This is a genomic window from Streptomyces boninensis, from assembly GCF_048572725.1.
GTDB classification, from domain to species: domain Bacteria; phylum Actinomycetota; class Actinomycetes; order Streptomycetales; family Streptomycetaceae; genus Streptomyces; species Streptomyces boninensis.
The window spans coordinates 7,663,782-7,681,453 of sequence record NZ_CP183837.1 but is presented as its reverse complement, the minus strand read 5'-3'; the positions used below and the strand labels follow the sequence as shown (position 1 = coordinate 7,681,453).

Here is a 17,672-nt window from a genome sequence, read left to right as displayed (position 1 = left end):
GAAACCGGACTCACGCCGACGGCAATCTCGGCATCGGCGCCCGCGCCCTACGTCCGTACCGTCGGATCCCACTCCGCCGGCAGCGGCGCCGGCACCGCGAAGTCCCCGCCCACCGGCAGGAAGGCGCCCTCGGCCGCCGATCGCTCGATCGCGCTCATCGTCTCCAGCACATGCTGCGCCAGCTCGCCCGAGGCCCGGTGCGCCGACCCGTCGCGCAGCGAGCGCGCCATGTCGAGCACGCCCATGCCGCGGCCGTTCGTCGCCCCCTCCGGCTCGATCACGGTCCAGTCGTCCGAGCCCGACGGGCGCAGCCGTACCTGCCCGCCGAAGGTGTTCGGGTCGGGGAGGGCGAGCGTGGCCTCGGTGCCGGTGAGCTCGATGAAGCCGTGCCGCTGCAGCGGGGAGTCGAAGCTGAAGACGAGCGAGGCGGCGGGCCCGGAGGCGTACTCGACGAGGGCGGTCACGTGCGTGTCCACCTCGACCGGGAAGGTCACGCCCGCCTTCGGCCCGGAGCCGACCGTACGGGCATCCCGCGCCCGTCGCGTCACCGCGGCCGCCCGCGAGGCGGGGCCGAGCATCGCCGCGAGCGCGGTCAGGTAGTACGGGCCCATGTCGAAGAGCGGCCCGCCGCCGCGCAGGTAGTAGAACTCCGGGCTGGGGTGCCAGCCCTCGGGCCCCGGCCCCTGCAGCAGCGCGAGCGCGCTCAGCGGCGTGCCGATCCGCCCGGCGTCGACCAGCCGCCGCGCCGTCTGCAGCCCGGCGCCGAGGAAGGTGTCGGGCGCGCAGCCGAGCAGCACGCCCGCGGTCGCGGCCTCCTTGAGGAGCTTGCGGCCGGACTCGGGGTCGAGGGTGAGCGGCTTCTCGTTCCAGACGTGCTTGCCGGCGGCGATGGCGGCGGCGGCCACGTCGTAATGCGCCACGGGGACGGTGAGGTTGACGACGAGGTCGACGTCCGGGCGGGCGAGCGCGGCCTCGGCGGTGCCGTGCCGCGGCACCCCGTACGCCTCGGCCTGCGTCCGCGCGCGGTCGGTGTCGAGGTCGGCGCAGAAGACGACGCGCAGGTCGGGGAAGGTGGTGAGGTTCTTCAGATACTGGTCGCTGATGGTGCCGCAGCCGACGACGGCTATGCCGAGCGGGTCGGTCATCGATTCTCCTTCAGCCAGGCGAAACTGTCCTCGACCGCGGTGAGCATGTCCGTGGCGCAGTGGTCGAGTTCGACGATGTGCCAGCGGGCGGACGGCGCCGCGGCGAGGATGTCGAGCACCGGCATCCGCCCGGCCCCGACCGCGGTCATCGGCTCGTCGTGCTTGATCGGCCCGTCCTTGACGTGCAGATGGGTGACCCGCTCGCCGAGCCGGCCGAGCAGCGCGGGCACCTCCTGCCCGCCGACCGCGGCCCAGTACGTATCGACCTCGAGGAAGACCGCCTCGTCCAGCTGGTCCGCCAGCACCTCGAGGGCGGGCCGGCCGCCGACCGACTGCTCCAGCTCGAAGGCGTGGTTGTGGTAGCCGACGCGCAGGCCGTGGTCGGCGGCCTTGGCCGCCGCCTCGTTGAGCTCCCGGGCCACGGCCGCGACGCCGTCGGCGTCCGCGAACCGCTCCGGGGCCTGGAAGGGCACCACGACGGTGTCGGTGCCGAGCGTACGGGCCGCCGGGAACAGCTCGTCGGGGCCGCGGCCCGTCCCGTCGCCCAGCGCGGGCCCGTGCGTGGAGCTGACGGCGAGCCCGGCGGCGTCGAGGTCGGCGCGCAGCGCCTCGGGGTCGGTGAGGGCGTCGAAGCACTCGACGGCCTGGTAGCCGTAGGAGGCGAGGGCCTGCAGGGTGCCCTTGCGGTCGGCGGCGAGTTGTTCGCGAACGGTGTAGAGCTGCACGGCCAGGGGTGGCACGGGCATGAGCCCCTCCATTTTTCGATAACTTTTCGCTTGCATTCGACGGTACGGGCGGCCCAACCCCCGGTCAACACCCATACATTGCAAGGGAGTTTTTCGAAAAAGGAGCGAGCCATGAGATCCACTCTCACCGAGATCGCCGCCTCCGCCGGCGTCTCCGTCTCCACGGTGTCCAAGGTCCTCAACGGCCGCACCGACGTCTCCCCCGCCACCCGCGACCGCATCTCCCGGCTGCTCGCCGACCACGGCTATCGCAGCGTCGGCACCCATAAGTCCAGCAGCGGCATCGTCGACCTGGTCATCGGCGGCCTGCACAGCCCGTGGGCGGACGCCCTGGTCTCCGGCGCGGTGGGCGCGGGCGCGGAGGAGGACTGCCGCATCGTCGTCAACGACGTGCCGGGGAAGGGCCGGGAGCTCGGCGCCACGCTGGAGCGGATCGCCGCCCGCGGCACCGACGGGGTGCTGATCGTGCACCATCTGCCCGCCCGCCGGGACCGCGACCGGCTGGCCGCGAAGGGCGCGCCGCTGGTCATCATCGACCCGCCGGCGGAGCCGGGCGCCGGGGTCCGCTCGGTCGCCTCCACCAACTGGCACGGCGGCCTGGCGGCGACCCGCCATCTGCTGGAGCTCGGCCATCGCCGTATCGCCGCGCTGGGCGGTCCGGAAGGCGTGTGGTCCGCCCGCGCCCGCCTGGACGGCTACCGGGCCGCGCTGCTGCAGGCCGGGGTGCCGGCGGACGAGGCGCTGGTGCACTGCGCCGCGTTCTCCCCGGAGGCGGGCCGCACCTACGCGCTGCGGCTGCTGGACCTGCCCGAGCCGCCGACCGCCATCGCCGCGGGCAACGACGCCCAGGCCTTCGGCGTCCTGCAGGCCCTCGCCGAGCGCGGCCTGCGCGCCCCCGATCACCTGAGCGTCACGGGCTTCGACGACGTCTCGGTGGCGGCCTGGGCGGCACCCGCGCTCACCACCGTCCGGCAGCCCCTGGAAGCCATGGCGGCGGCGGCCTTCCGCATGGTCCGCCTGGTCGCGACCGGCAGCGCGGCGCCGCCGGAGCAGGTGGAGCTGGCGACCACGCTGGTCGTACGGGAGAGCACGGCGCCGCCGCAGCCGAAAGAATCTTCGCCCTCTCAGTAGCGATACGGACAGGGGTCTGCAATTCTCCAACTCAACTTCGCAAGAAGATGCGTTGTCGCCTCCAAAGGAGCCACAAGACCCCATGAAGAGCCGCATAAGCCCTCATAGCCCACTTTACGGACGAAGACTCGCCGCCCTCCTCGCGGCGGCCGCCCTCCTGCTGCTCGGCCTCCCCGCCCTCACCGCCACCGCCACCGCGGCCGGGGGCCCCGACCTCGCCGCCGGGCGCCCCGCGACGGCCTCCAGCGCCAAGGGGGACTATGGCGCCGCCAAGGTCAGCGACGGCAACCAGGGCACGTACTGGGAGAGCTCGGGATCCGACTTACCGCAATGGGTCCAGGTCGACCTCGGCACCAGCACCCGCGTCGACGAGGTCGTGCTGCAGCTGCCCGCCGGCTGGGAGGAGCGCAAGCAGACCCTCTCCGTGCAGGGCAGCACGGACGGCACCGGCTTCCACGCCCTGGCCGCCTCGGCGACGCACACCTTCTCCCCCGCGAACGGCAACTCGGTCAAGGTCGGCTTCGCCGCCGCCCAGACCCGATACGTCCGCGTGCACATCACCGCCAACACCGGCTGGTCCGCGGCCCAGCTGGCCGAGCTGAAGGTCTACGGCGCGGGCGACGACTCCTCGGTGAACCTGGCCCTGGGCAAGCCCTTCAAGGCCGGCAGCCACACCCAGACCTACACGGCCGCCAACGCGGGCGACGGCAACCGCGCCAGCTACTGGGAGAGCGAGAACGGCAGGCTCCCCCAGTGGGTGCAGGCCGGCCTCGGCGCCGGCCTGCGCGTCAACAAGGTCGTGCTCAAGCTCCCCGCGGGCTGGGAAGAGCGCAAGCAGACCCTCAAGCTCCAGGGCAGCACGGACGGCGAGAACTTCACCGACCTGACGGCCGCCAAGGAGTTCACCTTCTCACCCGGCACTGACAACAGCGCCACGATCACCTTCGACACCACCACGACCCGCTACGTCCGCGCGCTGATCTCCGCCAACACGGTCCAGCCCGGCGGCCAGCTCAGCGAGCTCGAGGTCTACGGCCCCGCCACCGGCGACACCCAGGCCCCGACCGCCCCGAAGAACCTCGCCTTCACCGAACCCGCACCGGGCCAGATCAAGCTGACCTGGGACGCCGCCGACGACGACAAAGGCGTGACCGCGTACGACATCTACGCGGGCGGCGAGCTGCGCACATCGGTCGAGGGCAACGTCACCACGTACACGGACACCCAGCCGGCGAGCGCCACGGTCACCTACCGCGTGCGCGCCCGTGACGCGGCGGGCAACCAGTCCCCGGACAGCAACTCCGTGACCCGTAAGGGCGACTCGGGCGACACCCAGGCGCCGACGGCACCCGGCAACCTGGCTTATACGCAGCCGACGAGCGGCGAGATCAAGATGACCTGGGCCGCGTCGAGCGACAACGTGAAGGTGACCGGTTACGAGATCTACGCCGACGACAAGCCGCTGAAGACCGTCGGCGGCGACGTCACCACGTACACCGACACCCGCGCCGCGGGCGACACGGTGACGTACAAGGTCCGCGCCAAGGACGCCGCGGGCAATCTCTCGCCCTTCAGCAACTCCGTGACCCGCACCGGCGCCGGCGACGACGCCAACCTCGCGGTGGGCAAGCCGATCACCGCGACCTCGGTCACCCAGACGTACAAGGCGGAGAACGCCAACGACGACAGCACGGCCACCTATTGGGAGGGCGCCCCGGGCAGCTACCCGAACGCGCTGACCGTGAAGCTCGGCGCCAATGCCGACGTCAGCGCGGTCGTGGTCAAGCTCAACCCGGACCCGGCGTGGAGCGCCCGCACCCAGAAGGTGGCGGTGCTGGGCCGCGCCCAGGACGCGGACGGCTTCACGTCCCTGGTGGCGGAGAAGGAGTACTCCTTCAGCCCGTCGGGCAACCAGAACACCGTGAAGATCCCGGTCAGTGGCCGGGTCGCCGACGTGCGGCTGACGTTCACCGCGAACAGCGGGGCGGGCGCCGGGCAGGCGGCGGAGTTCCAGGTGCTGGGCAGGCCCGCGCCGAACCCCGACCTGGAGGTCACGAAGGTCGCGCACGCCCCTGAGGCGCCGGTGGAGTCGGACCTGCTGACCCTGTCGGCGACCGTCCGTAACAGCGGCAAGGAGGCGTCGGGCGCCACCGACGTCGCCTTCCGGCTGGGCGGCGAGAAGGTCGATACGGCGGCGGTGCCCGCGCTCGCGCCGGGTGCGTCGACGACGGTGAGTTCGGTGGTCGGCGCCCGGGAGGCGGGTTCGTACGCGCTGAGCGCGACGGCCGATGACGCGAACAAGGTGGTCGAGACGAACGAGGCCAACAACACCCTGGCGGCCACGAGCCCCATCGTCGTCAAGCCGATCCAGAGCTCCGACCTGGTGCCCTCCGTGTCATGGACGCCGAGCGCGCCCAGCAGCGGCAAGGACACGGACTTCTCCGTCACCCTCAAGAACCAGGGCACCCAGGCCTCGGCGTCCGGCAGCCACGGCATCACGCTGACCCTCCAGGACGCGGACGGCGCCACGGTGAAGACGCTGACGGGCGCGTACACCGGCACGATCGGCGCCGGCGACTCGGCACCCGCGGTGAAGCTGGGCACGTGGACCGCGGCGAACGGCCGCTTCACCGTGAAGGTCACGGTCGCGGCCGACACCAACGAGGCCGAGGCCAAGCGCGAGAACAACACCGCCACCCGGTCGCTGTACGTGGGCCGCGGCGCCGACATGCCGTACGAGACGTACGAGGCGGAGGACGCCGCGCTCGGCGGTGGCGCCAAGGTCGTCGGCCCGAGCCGCGACATAGGGACGCTCGACGGCGAGGCCTCAGGACGCAAGGCGGTCACGCTCGACGAGACCGGCGCGTCGGTGGAGTTCACCACCAAGGAGCCGACGAACACGCTGGTGACGCGCTTCTCGATCCCGGACGCGGCGGGCGGTGGCGGCATTAACGCGACACTGAACGTCTACGTCGACGGCAAGTTCCGCAAGGCCCTCGACCTGACGTCCAAGTACGCCTGGCTGTACGGGGCGGAGGCCGCACCTGGCAACTCCCCGGGGGCGGGCCCGGCGCGCCACATATACGACGAGGCGCATGCCTTCCTGGACGGCACGGTCCCGGCGGGCGCGAAGATCAAGCTCCAGAAGGACGCGGCCAACACCTCGAAATACGCCATCGACTTCATCGACGTGGAGCAGGTGGCGCCGGACGCGAACCCGGACCCGGCCGCGTACGCCGTGCCCGCGGGCTTTACGCATCAGGACGTGCAGAACGCCCTCGACAAGGTCCGCATGGACACCACCGGAAAGCTGACCGGCGTCTATCTCCCGCCGGGCGACTATGAGACGAGCAGCAAGTTCCAGGTGTACGGGAAGGCGGTGAAGGTCGTCGGCGCCGGGCCCTGGTACACCCGCTTCCACGCGCCGGCATCGCAGGAGAACACCGACATCGGATTCCGGGCGGAGAAGAGCGCCAATGGCTCGGCTTTCGCCGGATTCGCCTACTTCGGCAACTACACGAGCCGTATCGACGGCCCGGGCAAGGTCTTCGACTTCCAGAACGTCGCCGACATCACGATCGACAACGTCTGGAACGAACACATGGTGTGCCTCTACTGGGGCGCCAACACCGACAACATGACCATCAAGAACTCCCGCATCCGCAATACCTTCGCCGACGGCGTCAACATGACCAACGGCTCCACCGGCAACCACGTGGCGAACAACGAGTCCCGCGCCACCGGCGACGACAGCTTCGCGCTGTTCTCGGCGATCGACGCGGGCGGCGCCGACATGAAGGACAACGTCTACGAGAACCTCACCTCGCTGCTGACCTGGCGGGCGGCGGGGATCGCGGTGTACGGCGGCTACAGCAACACCTTCCGTAACATCCGGATTGCGGACACCCTGGTCTATTCGGGCATCACCATCAGCTCGCTGGACTTCGGCTATCCGATGAACGGCTTCGGCACGGACCCGACGAACTTCGAGAACATCACCATCGACCGGGCGGGCGGCCACTTCTGGGGCGAGCAGACCTTCCCCGGAATCTGGCTCTTCTCGGCCTCGAAGGTCTTCCAGGGAATCCGCATCAGCGACGTCGACATCAATGCGCCGACCTACTCGGGGGTGATGTTCCAGACGAAGTACACGGGCACCCAGCCGGAAAACCCGGTCAAGGACACGGTGCTACGGGACGTGACGATCCGCGACGCGCGCCGGAGCGGGGATGCGTACGACCACAAATCGGGCATCGGCATCTGGGTCAACGAACTGCCGGAACCGGGCCAGGGCCCCGCGGTGGGCGAGGCCACCTTCCACAACCTGAAGCTGATCAATTGCGCGGAGGAGATCAGGAACAAGACGACCACCTTCAAGCTCAACATCCTGCCGTGAGGGGCGAGTAGCGAGGGGAGGGGAGCAAGCGCTTGCGGCGGCCGGTGTCCACGAGCAAGGATGCAGCTCACGGCACCGCCGCCGCATCGCACCGGAAAACATCAGGAGAGCCGCATCATGGCCCTGTTCGACATGCCCCTCGACGAACTGCGCGCATACCGCCCCGAGCGCACCGAACCCGAGGACTTCGACGCCTTCTGGAAGCGCACCCTGGGCGAGGCGGCGGACCATGACCTGGCGGCGGAGTTCCGCCCGTACGATGCGGCGCTGACGGAGGTCGAGGTGTACGACGCGTCGTTCGCGGGGTGGGGCGGGCACCGCATCTCGGGCTGGTTCATAGTCCCTAAGGGCGCCGTGGACCGCGGCGAGCGCCTCCCCTGCGTCATGCACTACATCGGCTACCACGGCGGCCGCGGCGCCCCGCACGACCACCTCTCCTGGCCCGCCACGGGCCGCGCCGTCTTCGTCGTGGACACCCGCGGCCAGGGCGCCTCGACGGGCAACCACACGGGCGCCACGGCGGACCCGCACGGCGGCGAGAACCCGCAGAGCCCCGGCTTCATGACGCGGGGCATCCTCGACCCGGAGCACTACTACTACCGCCGCGTCTTCACGGACGCGGTACGGGGCGTGGACGCGGTGAAATCGCACCCGGCGGTGGACCCGGAGCGGGTGTATGTGAGCGGCGGCAGCCAGGGCGGCGCGATCGCGACTGCCGTCGCGGGACTGCGGGACGACGTGCGCGGCGCGATGGTGGACGTCCCGTTCCTGAACCACTTCCGGCGGGCCCTGACGATCACGGACAACGAGCCGTATCAGGAGATCGTCCGCTTCCTGCGGACGCAGCGGGGTACGGACGAGGCGGTCTTCAGGACGCTGTCGTACTTCGACGGCACGAACTTCGCCGCGCGAGCGGACTGCCCGGCCCTGTACTCGGTGGCCCTGATGGACCAGACGTGCCCGCCGTCGACGGTCTTCGCGTCGTACAACCACTGGGCGCACCCGGAGAAGGACATCACGGTGTACCCGTGGAATCTGCATGAGGGCGGGGCGTCGGAGCAGCGGTCGGTACAGCTGCGCTGGATGCGCGTCCGCTAGCAGGCTGACGCGCGCCGCTCGGACAGCGCTCCCGCCGCACCGCTTTGGGCGGCGGCCCCGCCGCGCGCCGCTTTGGGCGGTCGGGCCGCCGAGGGGCGGCACGGGCGGGCAAAGCGGCCCGCACCCGCCCTCCCGACCCAGCCCCGCGCCCGACGACCGCGCACAAAGGAGCGAGCCGGCCTCAGCTCAGCAGCACGCTCACCGCGGCCTCGGCCGCATCCTCGTCACCGGCGCGGATCGCGTCCACGACGCGCTCGTACGGCGCCCTGCCCGAGCCACCCCCGGGCCGGGCGCCACCAACCCGCGCGGCCTGCGCCCGGCGCAGCACCGCGTCGGCGACGTCGGCGAGCTCACCGTTCCCCGCCAGCGCGAACAGCTCCGCGAAGAAGCCGCACTCGGCGGCCGTGTCCCGCGGCGCGGCATCCGCGGCGCGCGCGGCGTCGCGCAGGCGGTCCAGGTCAAGGTCCAGGTCCAGGTCCGCATCCAGGTTCTGCCCCCGCTCCCCCGCCGCCCCGCCGGCCAGGCGCCGCACTACCGGCACCACCAACAGCCGCCGCACCTCGGCAAGCTCCTCCCCCGCCGGCGCGCGCCGCTCCACCACCCGGAAGCCGACGTTCGGCACAACCTCGACCGCGCCCTCCGCCGCGAGCTGCTGCATGGCCTCCCGTACGGGCGTCGCGGACACCCCGAGTCCAGCCCCAAGGCTCGGCGCGGAGTACACCTCCCCGGGTGCCAGCTCGCCCGAGGCGAGCATCCCCCGCAGCGCCTCCAGCGTCTGCCCCCGCACCGACGACCGCCGCACGCGCTGCCGAGGCACCCGCAGCGCATCCGCGCCCACCCGCTCGGCCATCCCGCCTACACCCGCTTACGTCCGAATCGTCCCGTTCACTCCCGACCGTGCACCCTAGGCCACGTCACCCGTTCGCGACAGCCCCGCGTGCCCCGCTTGCATCACCGCCGCCAGCCATGGGTAAGGTAAGGCTTACCTAGTTCAACCTGGTTCCGCGTCCCTGTCGCCCGCACGCCGGTGGTTACCCTCATGAGCGCTCCTGCCCTGGCCCCGCACGCCTCAAAGGCGTCGCGCCGCGCCGCCGCAGGCCCGAGCCCGTTCACCGCCGCGTACACGCGACTCGGCGAGGTCTTCCCGACGCTCGGCGTGATCGAGCTCACGCCGGCCGAGCCCGACCCGGCGCCCGCCGACGGCTGGCTCCAGGCGAGCAGCCTCGCCGCCGACCCGGCCACCCTGGACCGCTTCCTCGCGTGGGACGAGGAGCAGGTGCGGCGCGATTACGGTCAGCCCGGCCGGCCCGATGTCATCGCCAGCTTCGGGCTGCACCGCTACGCCTGGGGCGTCTGCCTGCTGGCGACCATCCCGTGGTTCCTGCACCGCCGCGTGCCGCGGATCCCGGTCGACGCCGTCTCGTACCACCGCGGGCGCGGGCGCCTGGCCGTGCGGCTCGACGCCTTCGCCTGCCTGCCGGACGACCCGGCCGCGCTGCTGCCCGGCGCCCGGGTCGTACCCGACGAGGAGGCGCTGCGCGCCGAGCTCCGGGCCTCCGTCGCCGAGCATCTCGCGCCCGTGCTGGACGCCTTCGCGCCCCGGATGCGGCGTGGGCGGCGGGCGCTGTGGGGCATGGCTACGGACGAAATCGTCGAGGGGCTGTGGTATATCGGCTCGCTCCTCGGTGAGGAGGACCGGGCGGTGGCCGAAACCGGGCGGTTGCTGCCCGGGAACAGCGCACTTCAGGCGCCGTACGCCGGTGGCGCTTCCTTCCGCGCCCTGCCCGGGAAGTGCGGCGAGGACCTGCGCACGCGCGACCGGGCCTCCTGCTGCCTCTTCTACACCCTGCGCCCGCAGGACACTTGCGTCACGTGCCCGCGTACGGGAGATGCCGAGCGCGTCGAGCGGCTCAGTGCAACCAGTTGACGCTTACGCCACTCCTTCGTGTGGCTGAATCCCAAAGCGTCAAGTGGACGGCGGAATTCCGCCAGGATGACCCCTCAAGAGGCAGCGCAAGCGAAGCGATGCGAGAGGCATCCGATGTCAATGAACGCCATATCTCTGGACTGGCTGCTCCCGGCAGGCGTGCTGGTGCTCGGCGTCGGCGCCGCGATCGCGGTGGCGTTGCGGGGACGACGGTCCGACGACAAGGGCAACGACTCCTGGGAGCGCATGGAGGAGCGCCGCCGACGTAAGGAGGCGCTCTACGGCAGCCTCTCCTACCTGCTGCTCTTCTGCTGTGCCGCGGTAGCCGCCGCGCTTTCCTTCCACGGCCTGGTCGGCTTCGGCCGGCAGAACCTCAACCTCTCCGGGGGCTGGGAGTATCTGGTGCCGTTCGGGCTCGACGGCGCGGCGATGTTCTCGTCGGTGATCGCGGTCCGCGAGGCCAGCAATGGCGATGCCGCGCTGGGCTCGCGGCTGCTGGTGTGGACGTTCGCCGGGGCCGCGGCCTGGTTCAACTGGGTGCACGCCCCCCGCGGGCTCGACCACGCGGGCGCCCCGCAGTTCTTCGCCGGCATGTCGCTGTCCGCGGCGGTGCTGTTCGACCGGGCGCTCAAGCAGACCCGCAGGGCGGCGCTGCGCGAGCAGGGGCTGGTGCCGCGGCCGCTGCCGCAGATCCGCATCGTGCGGTGGATGCGGGCGCCCCGCGAGACCTTCAAGGCCTGGTCGCTCATGCTGCTCGAGGGCGTGCGGTCGCTCGATGAGGCGGTCGAGGACGTGCGCGCGGAGAAGCGCGACCGGGAGCGGCAGCGCACCGAGGACCGCGAGCACGCCAGGCTGGAGCGCGCGCAGGCCAAGGGGCACATGGGGCACAGGGGCATCGGGTTCCGTACGCATCACGCCGAGGTCACCGCGGTCACGCCCGGCGCGTCCGCCCGCGGGCAGGGCACGGCGGAGCTGCCGCCGCGGGCCGTGAACGGCACGGCCCGCAAGCAGGCCGCCGCGGAGGGCGAGTCGTCGGCGGCGCCGCGGCTCGACAGCCTGGAGCAGAAGCTCACCGACCTGGAGAAGCAGTTCGGCTGAGGCCGCTGCCCGCCGCTCGCGCCGTGGATTCGTACAACGTTGTCATCGGGGTTGTCCACAGGCCTTGATTCCGACTTCGCCGCCAGGAAAGGCTGGTGCGCGACGGAACAAGTCTGAGGAGCTCGCATGCACGACGATCGCCTGCTGGTGGAGGGCCGCCTGGACCGGGCCCTCCGCCAGCACATCCGGCCGGCGCTCTACCCCGACCGGACCCCGCTCACCCTGACCGTGTGGCACGCCCCGGGCGAGCCCGTGCCCGTATCCGAGGCGCTCAGCGGTGCGTACGAGCCCTTCGCCACCGGCACCGCATGGGGCTCGCCGTGGTCCACCAGCTGGTTCCGGCTGGAGGGCGAGGTCCCGGCGGGCTGGGCGGGCAAGCGCGTCGAGGCGGTCATCGACCCCGGCTTCGGCGGCGACCAGCCCGGCTTCCAGGCCGAGGGCCTGGTCTATGACGCGCAGGGCGTCCCGATCAAGGGCGTGCACCCGCGCAACAGGCATGTGCCGATCGCCTCCCCGGCGGCCGGCGGCGAGCCGGTGCGGCTGCTCTTCGAGGCCGCCGCCAACCCCTCGGTGCTGCGCGACTTCTCCCCCACGGAGCTCGGCGACCTGGACACCTCCGGCGACCAGCCGATCTATGTCTTCCGCGCCGCCGACCTGGCGGTGCTCGACGAGAGCGTCTTCCACCTCATCCTCGACATCGAGGTGCTGGCGGAGCTCATGCACGAGCTGCCGATGGACCGCCCGCGGCGGTACGAAATCCTGCGCGCGCTGGAGCGCATGCTCGACGCCCTCGACCTGCACGATGTGCCGGGCACGGCGGAGGCGGGCCGCGCCGAGCTCGCCGGCGCGCTGGCGCAGCCGGCCGCGGCCAGCGCGCACCGCCTGTCGGCGACCGGCCATGCCCACATCGACTCGGCCTGGCTGTGGCCGCTGCGCGAGACGGTCCGCAAGGCCTCCCGCACCTTCGCCAATGTCACCGAGCTCGCCCTCTCCGGCGACTATCCGGAGCTGGTCTTCGCCTGCTCCCAGGCCCAGCAGTACGCATGGGTGCAGGAGCACCAGCCGCATGTCTTCGAGCGCATCAAGAAGACCGTGCAGTCCGGGCAGTGGGCCCCGGTCGGCTCGATGTGGGTGGAGTCCGACGCGAACATGCCGGGCGGCGAGGCCCTCGCCCGCCAGATCGTGCACGGCAAGCGCTTCTTCATGGAGGAGCTCGGGTACGAGACGGAGGAGATCTGGCTGCCCGACTCCTTCGGCTATACGGCCGCGTTCCCGCAGCTGGCGAAGCTCGCCGGCATCCGCTGGTTCCTCACCCAGAAGCTGTCGTGGAACCAGACGAACAAGATGCCCCACCACACCTTCTGGTGGGAGGGCATCGACGGCTCCCGCGTCTTCACCCACTTCCCCCCGGTCGACACGTACAACTCCGAGATCCACGCCCGCGAACTCGCCCACGCCGAGAAGAACTTCGCCGACAAGGGCCATGCCACCCGCTCGCTGGTCCCGTTCGGCTATGGCGACGGCGGCGGCGGCCCCACCCGCGAAATGCTGGAGAAGGCCCGCAGGCTGCGCTCGCTGGAGGGCTCCCCGCGGGTCGAGGTGGAGGCGCCGACCGCCTTCTTCACCAAGGCCGAGGAGGAGTACGGGCCGCAGGCCCCGGTGTGGTCCGGCGAGCTGTATCTGGAGTTCCACCGCGGCACGTACACCTCCCAGGCGGACACCAAGAGCGGCAACAGGCGCAGTGAGCACCTGCTCCGCGAGGCCGAGCTGTGGGCGGCCACGGCGGCGGTGCGCAATGCGGCGTACGCCTATCCGTACGAGGCGCTGGACCGGATCTGGAAGACGGTGCTGCTGCACCAGTTCCACGACATCCTGCCCGGCTCCTCGATCGCGTGGGTGCACCGGGAGGCGGCGGAGACCTATGCCGCGGTCGCGGCGGAGCTGCGCGACATCACGGCGTCGGCGATCGAGGCGCTGGGAGCATCGTCCGCACCGGCGGTCTTCAACGCGTCGCCGTACGAGCGCACGGAGGTCGTGGACGTCGACGGATCGCCGGTGGCGATCACGGTCCCCGGCCTCGGCTCGGCCGCCGCTTCGTCGGGGACGCAGATCGGCTCGGTCAGCGCGACGGCCGCGGGCCAGGAGACCGTCCTGGACAACGGCAAGCTGCGCGTCACGGTCGACGCCGACGGCCTGCTGACGTCCGTACGGGACCTGGCCGCCGACCGCGAGGTGCTGGCGCCCGGCACCCGCGGCAATCTGCTCCAGATCCACCCCGACCACCCCAACCAGTGGGATGCCTGGGACATCGACAAGTTCTACCGGAACAAGGTCACGGACCTCACCGCGGCCGAGTCCGTGGAGCTGGTCGAGGACGGCCCGCTGCGCGCCACCGTCCGCGTCACCCGCGCCTTCGGCGACTCGCGGATCGTGCAGGACGTGACCCTCGCCGCGGGCAGCGACCGCCTCGACATCACGGCGGACGTGGACTGGCACGAGTCGGAGAAGGTGCTGAAGGCCGCCTTCCCGCTGGACGTGCACGCGGAGCGCTCCACCTCGGAGATCCAGTTCGGTCATGTGCACCGCCCGACGCACGCCAACACCAGCTGGGACGCGGCCAGGTTCGAGATCTGCGCGCACCGCTGGCTGCAGGTGGCCGAGCCCGGCTATGGCGTGGCGGTCCTCAACGACGCCACGTACGGCCACGACGTCACCCGCACCCCGCACCGCGACGGCCTCGGCACCACCGTACGACTGACGATCCTGCGCGCCCCGCACTTCCCGGACCCGCGCACGGACCTCGGCAAGCACCGCTACCGGTACTCGCTGCTCCCGGGTGCGGGCGTGGGCGAGGCGGTCGCGGAGGGCCTGGCGCTCAACCTCCCGCTGCGCACGGCTGCCGCGCCGTCGTCGGCGCCGCTGGTCGCGGTCGACGACCCGGCGATCACCGTTGAGTCGGTGAAGCTGGCGGAGGACCGGAGCGGGGATGTGGTGGTGCGGCTGTACGAGTCGCGCGGCGGGCGCGCGGCGGGCGAGCTGACCGCGGGCTTTGCGGTGGCCGACGCGCAGGTGACGGATCTGCTGGAGCGCGAGCTGGGCCCGGCGGAGCCGGGGGCGGACGGGGGCTGGGCGGTGGAACTGCGCCCGTTCCAGATCCTGACGCTGCGACTGCGGCCAGCGGCCTCATAGCGGCTGAGTGCAGAAGCGCCGCTGCCCGGCACGGACTTGGGGTCCGTGCCGGGCAGCGGCACATTCATTGCGGGTCACCGGAGCGGTCGGTGCCCTGAGCGGCCAGGGCCGCCCGGAGTTACTTCAGGCCGGCAGCAGGCTCCTCGACCACGGTGGCCGGGGCGGTGACGTTGGCGTCGCCGCTCACGTTGGCGCTGGTGCCGTCGGCACCCTCGGCCTTGTCGTCCTTCGGGACCTCCTTGCCCAGGACGGCGCCGTGGACCAGGGAGTTCAGGCCGAACCCGCCAATGAACTGGCAGGTGTCAACCATGTACTTGTACTCCTTGCCCTCTTCACCCTGCTCCTTGACGGTGCAGTTGGAGGCGCCACCGTCGCTACCACCGAGCTGGGCAGCGGAGGCAACCGGAGCGGCACCCGCAGTGAGGACGGCGGCGACGCCCGCCACGGCAGCAATGCGCTTCACGGACTTCTTGGCAGACATTCGATGCTTTCCTTCCTGCCCTGGGGAGCGGGCAGATGAGTTTGCCGGAATCGGACGAGATTCATCCTGCGCGACGGGATGGCCATTTACCGAATCGCGACGCCCCGGAAACCACCCGTATGGCCGAGCCCGCCGCATTCTTTCTCTCTAACGGCCGCACCCAATGTGATATGTCGACTTCCCTAATCCCTTATCTAAACGCCGCTCGGGAAGCCGAATTCGGGGCGCTTCCGGCTGTGCTGACGATTGGTCAGCTTTCCCAGACCGCGGCGGCCGTGCGGTCATCGGCGTATCCCTTGGCGCGCAGCTGCACATCGGCAAGGAAGGCGGCGAGGCCGGGCGGCTCTCCGTCGTGCCACCGCTCGGCGAGCCGGTCGGTGAGGGCGGGCTGGCCGCGGAGCGGCTCGGCGAGTCCCTGGCTGCAGAGCAGCAGCACGTCGTCGGGGCGGGCGACGGAGGCGCGGAAGACGAAGGGAAGCGTGGGCTCACCGGCTTCGCCGGGGGGCGCGGTCGGGTCGCCTGCGGCGGGCTCCAGGTCCTGCCAGGCGCCGTCGCGCAACCGGAAGAGTCCGCCGGGTCCGGTCCCGAAGAACACGCGCGTCCGGCAGGACGGATCGGCGGGGAGCAGCAGGCAGCGCAGGGCGGCGGTGTACTCGCCGGCCACGGACCCCAGGTCCGCCGCCTTCGCCCGCATCAGCCCGTAACTCCGCCCGGTCAGCCGGTGCAGCCCCGACTTGAGCGACCCGCGGCGTCCCTCCCGTATGTCCTCGGCAAGCCGCGCATGGCTGCGCCCGACCGCGCCGCCGATCCACAGACAGGCGTCGCGGGCAGCGAGATGCGCCTGCTCCGCGGCGCGAGCGCCGGTGGCGACGGCGACGAGCAGCAGCGCCTCGTCGCCCGCACCGAAGCGGGCAGTGAGGACGGCGTCGCGACGCGGTTCGCCGCGATAGCGGGCGGAGTCCCCGCGGATGGAGGCGGTGCGCAGCGTCATGGTCCCGTAATGCGCACCATCGAGCACGGTGTCCGACACAAGGTCGGCGAGCGTGCCGGCGGTGGCAAGCGGCAGCGACGTCGGCTCGGGCTCGTAAGTCGGCGGCCGATCCCCTACGAAGTCACCACGCGTGTCCGGGGGCTCGCCGCCCCTGCCGCGCCAGCCGCGCAAGCGGAGGGTGTCGCGGGGGATTTCGGGTGCGGTGCGATCGCCCTCGCGGGCGGGGGTACGGGGGTCGGGTACGGGCGGGGAATGGGGAGGGGGCGGCGGCGCGGGTGCGGACATTGGGGCGGGTGGTGCCTCGGGCTCGGGAGTGGGGGCGGGTGGGGGCTGGGGCGTAGGCGTGGGCGTCGGAGCGGACGTCGGCGTAGGGGTGGGCGAGGGTTCGGGCGTTGGGGTAGGAGCGGGCGGGGCCCCGGGAGTAGAGGCAGAAGCAGGCGGTGGCTCCGGCGTGGGGGCGGGGACTGGTGCCGAGTCCGACGCGGAGGCGGGATCCGCGCTAGGCGACGAATCCTGTGTGGGCGCCGGGGCGGCTGGGCGGTCGGCCACGGGCTCGGCGGACGGTGCGGGCGGCTCGCCGGAAGCGCGAGTCGGCGGCACCTCCGGCACGGACGCGGTGACGGGCGGCGACTGCGGTGAGGGAGCCGGGCCAGTTGGGCGGTCGGCCGCGGGCTGGAGGGGTGCGGGTTCGGCGGGGGGTGCGGGCTCGGCGGGCGGCGGCTCGGCGGGGGCCGACGGCCAGCCGGAAGGGGGAGCGGGCGGGGCCTGCGGCATGGACGTGGTGGCGTCGGGGGCGAGCTGCGGGGCCGGCGTGGGTGCTGGCGGCTTGGCCGGGTGTTCGGTTGTGGGGTCTGCGGATGGTGCGGTGGGCCGGTCGGGAGGTGTGACCGGCGGGGTGGTTGGGGTCGGCGGTGGAGGGGGTGGGGTGGAGTCGGCGGGTTCGCGCAGGTCTTCGGTGGGCGAGGCGGCGGGCGGAGCGGCGGGCGGAGCGGCGGGCGATGGCGGTATCTCGGCCGCCGGGGCGGGCCAGTCGACGGATGCCGCGGGGCGCAAGTCCTCGGCCGGGCGGGCGTCTTGCGGACCGGCACTGCCGCCCCGGCCGGCAGGGCGGTCAGCGTCGGCGAGGCCATCCCGGTCCGCATCGTCGGGCTGCCGCGTCGAGGGCTGCTGCGTGTCGGCTTCCGGATCCGTTGGCTGTCGCGATGTGGGTGTCGGCTCTGCGGCTGCTGCGAGGGCTGCGTCCGGCCAGTTCCGCATCGCACTCGCGGGCTCCGGTGGTCGGTCCGGTGCCGTGGTTCGTGGCGGGTCCGGGTCCGGGTCCGGGTCCGTGCTTAAGCTCGAGTCCGCGGCAGGCGCCGGGGCCGAGACCGAGGCCGGGCCCGCGTCCAAGCCCACCTCCGCAGGGCCCACGTCCAAGCCCGCCTCCGCCGGGGCCGAGGCCAGGCCCTCCTCTGCCGGGCCCGCGTCCAA

11 protein-coding genes are annotated in these 17,672 nt (G+C 72.1%); 6 read left to right on the top strand and 5 right to left on the bottom strand.

What is annotated here, in order from left to right:
• Positions 1–47 precede the first annotated feature (47 nt).
• Together ACNNMR_RS34975 and ACNNMR_RS34970 are read right to left on the bottom strand one after the other, a co-directional pair.
• The gene (locus tag ACNNMR_RS34975; protein WP_419998712.1) at positions 48–1,145 is read right to left on the bottom strand and encodes a Gfo/Idh/MocA family protein; all 1,098 of its coding nucleotides are present in this window, start codon (positions 1,143–1,145) and stop codon (positions 48–50) included.
• Positions 1,142–1,891 carry a sugar phosphate isomerase/epimerase family protein gene (locus ACNNMR_RS34970; RefSeq protein WP_419998711.1) on the bottom strand — a complete coding sequence of 250 codons (750 nt, stop codon included), beginning with the start codon at positions 1,889–1,891 and terminating at the stop codon, positions 1,142–1,144. Before ACNNMR_RS34970 ends, ACNNMR_RS34975 begins: the two co-directional genes overlap by 4 nt.
• A gap of 111 nt (positions 1,892–2,002) precedes the next feature.
• Here ACNNMR_RS34970 and ACNNMR_RS34965 point away from each other — a divergent pair, with 111 nt between their 5' ends.
• From ACNNMR_RS34965 to ACNNMR_RS34955, 3 genes are all read left to right on the top strand, one after another.
• Positions 2,003–3,022: a LacI family DNA-binding transcriptional regulator gene (locus tag ACNNMR_RS34965; protein ID WP_419998710.1), complete on the top strand. Its 1,020-nt coding sequence runs from the start codon at positions 2,003–2,005 to the stop codon at positions 3,020–3,022.
• Between the two features lie 82 nt (positions 3,023–3,104).
• Positions 3,105–7,418: a discoidin domain-containing protein gene (locus ACNNMR_RS34960; protein ID WP_419998709.1), complete on the top strand. Its 4,314-nt coding sequence runs from the start codon at positions 3,105–3,107 to the stop codon at positions 7,416–7,418.
• 117 nt (positions 7,419–7,535) lie between these two features.
• The gene (locus tag ACNNMR_RS34955; protein ID WP_419998708.1) at positions 7,536–8,516 is read left to right on the top strand and encodes an acetylxylan esterase; all 981 of its coding nucleotides are present in this window, start codon (positions 7,536–7,538) and stop codon (positions 8,514–8,516) included.
• Positions 8,517–8,697: 181 nt separating this feature from the next.
• On the opposite strand, the gene ACNNMR_RS34950 is transcribed toward ACNNMR_RS34955, so the two are convergent.
• On the bottom strand, positions 8,698–9,366 hold the full coding sequence (locus ACNNMR_RS34950; RefSeq protein ID WP_419998707.1) for a GntR family transcriptional regulator: 669 nt from the start codon (positions 9,364–9,366) through the stop codon (positions 8,698–8,700).
• A gap of 189 nt (positions 9,367–9,555) precedes the next feature.
• Here ACNNMR_RS34950 and ACNNMR_RS34945 point away from each other — a divergent pair, with 189 nt between their 5' ends.
• From ACNNMR_RS34945 to ACNNMR_RS34935, 3 genes are all read left to right on the top strand, one after another.
• Positions 9,556–10,443, top strand: a complete 888-nt coding sequence (locus tag ACNNMR_RS34945; protein WP_419998706.1) for a (2Fe-2S)-binding protein — start codon at positions 9,556–9,558, stop codon at positions 10,441–10,443.
• Between the two features lie 114 nt (positions 10,444–10,557).
• Positions 10,558–11,541, top strand: a complete 984-nt coding sequence (locus ACNNMR_RS34940; RefSeq protein WP_419998705.1) for a DUF2637 domain-containing protein — start codon at positions 10,558–10,560, stop codon at positions 11,539–11,541.
• A gap of 126 nt (positions 11,542–11,667) precedes the next feature.
• Positions 11,668–14,730 carry an alpha-mannosidase gene (locus tag ACNNMR_RS34935; RefSeq protein WP_419998704.1) on the top strand — a complete coding sequence of 1,021 codons (3,063 nt, stop codon included), beginning with the start codon at positions 11,668–11,670 and terminating at the stop codon, positions 14,728–14,730.
• A gap of 118 nt (positions 14,731–14,848) precedes the next feature.
• Here ACNNMR_RS34935 and ACNNMR_RS34930 read toward each other — a convergent pair whose 3' ends face one another.
• Positions 14,849–15,211 (bottom strand): hypothetical protein, encoded by a 363-nt coding sequence (locus ACNNMR_RS34930; RefSeq protein ID WP_419998703.1) that lies wholly within the window; start codon positions 15,209–15,211, stop codon positions 14,849–14,851.
• Between the two features lie 250 nt (positions 15,212–15,461).
• The gene (locus tag ACNNMR_RS34925) at positions 15,462–16,487 is read right to left on the bottom strand and encodes a protein phosphatase 2C domain-containing protein (protein ID WP_419998702.1); all 1,026 of its coding nucleotides are present in this window, start codon (positions 16,485–16,487) and stop codon (positions 15,462–15,464) included.
• Between the last annotated feature and the right edge of the window lie 1,185 nt (positions 16,488–17,672).

Coding starts and splice junctions, on each gene's coding strand:
- ACNNMR_RS34955 (WP_419998708.1), top strand. CDS start 7,536: ATGGCCCTGTTCGACATGCCCCTCGACGAACTGCGCGCATACCGCCCC.
- ACNNMR_RS34975 (WP_419998712.1), bottom strand. CDS start 1,145: ATGACCGACCCGCTCGGCATAGCCGTCGTCGGCTGCGGCACCATCAGC.
- ACNNMR_RS34935 (WP_419998704.1), top strand. CDS start 11,668: ATGCACGACGATCGCCTGCTGGTGGAGGGCCGCCTGGACCGGGCCCTC.
- ACNNMR_RS34970 (WP_419998711.1), bottom strand. CDS start 1,891: ATGCCCGTGCCACCCCTGGCCGTGCAGCTCTACACCGTTCGCGAACAA.
- ACNNMR_RS34940 (WP_419998705.1), top strand. CDS start 10,558: ATGTCAATGAACGCCATATCTCTGGACTGGCTGCTCCCGGCAGGCGTG.
- ACNNMR_RS34945 (WP_419998706.1), top strand. CDS start 9,556: ATGAGCGCTCCTGCCCTGGCCCCGCACGCCTCAAAGGCGTCGCGCCGC.
- ACNNMR_RS34965 (WP_419998710.1), top strand. CDS start 2,003: ATGAGATCCACTCTCACCGAGATCGCCGCCTCCGCCGGCGTCTCCGTC.
- ACNNMR_RS34925 (WP_419998702.1), bottom strand. CDS start 16,487: ATGTCCGCACCCGCGCCGCCGCCCCCTCCCCATTCCCCGCCCGTACCC.
- ACNNMR_RS34930 (WP_419998703.1), bottom strand. CDS start 15,211: ATGTCTGCCAAGAAGTCCGTGAAGCGCATTGCTGCCGTGGCGGGCGTC.
- ACNNMR_RS34960 (WP_419998709.1), top strand. CDS start 3,105: ATGAAGAGCCGCATAAGCCCTCATAGCCCACTTTACGGACGAAGACTC.
- ACNNMR_RS34950 (WP_419998707.1), bottom strand. CDS start 9,366: ATGGCCGAGCGGGTGGGCGCGGATGCGCTGCGGGTGCCTCGGCAGCGC.